1 protein-coding gene is annotated in these 697 nt (G+C 34.7%); it reads left to right on the top strand.

Going from position 1 to position 697, the window contains the following annotated elements:
- A partial coding sequence (locus Q5762_RS36900) for a hypothetical protein (protein ID WP_315896685.1) occupies positions 1-697 on the top strand: 697 nt, incomplete at both ends.

Genomic DNA, 697 nt, shown 5'->3' with positions numbered 1-697 from the left:
GTTTCCTTTAAAAGATTTAAAGGTTTTAGGTGAGAAATACGATGGACTTTATTTTAGAGATTTAGAAAGAACTCAACAGCGTAGTATCAGAGAGTATGCAATAACTGCCTATTTAATTGATATGGATAAAGATACTGATAATTCAAATGTGTTAGTTGAACTGTTTCATAGAATTAACACCTATGGTGTGAAATTAAGTCCTCAAGAAATTCGTTCAGCGATGAATCAGGGAAGTTGCGTTAAGTTTTTGCGTTATATATCTGCAAAAAATGAGTTTAAAAAAGCCACGCATCACAAAGTTAAACCAGATAGGCAGAAAGATATGGAACTGTGTCTATCCGCCTTATCTTTTATGGTAAATGGACACCATAAATTTGGTACAAAAAATTATGAAGGCTATGATGAATTTTTGTCTCAAGCAATGAAGCGACTCAACTCACATAAGTTAAGTGTTAATGAAACAGAGGACCTTGATGGAGGGAACTCTTCTTTAGCCGCAGGAACCAGCACTTATTATTATGAGTTAGAGCGAAGATTTACACAGGGTTTAGAATTGGCCTACGAAATTTTCGGTACTAGTGCTTTTAGAAAGTCACTAAATAGTAGAAACGCACCAATTAGTAAACAGCTATTTGAACTGATTGTGTCATATTTCTCGTTACTTAATTCTGAGCAAATTGAGCAGCTCAAGGCCAAT

Source organism: Streptomyces sp. P9(2023), from assembly GCF_032436795.1.
Lineage (GTDB): Bacteria > Actinomycetota > Actinomycetes > Streptomycetales > Streptomycetaceae > Streptomyces.
This window is presented reverse-complemented; position numbering and strand designations above follow the sequence as displayed.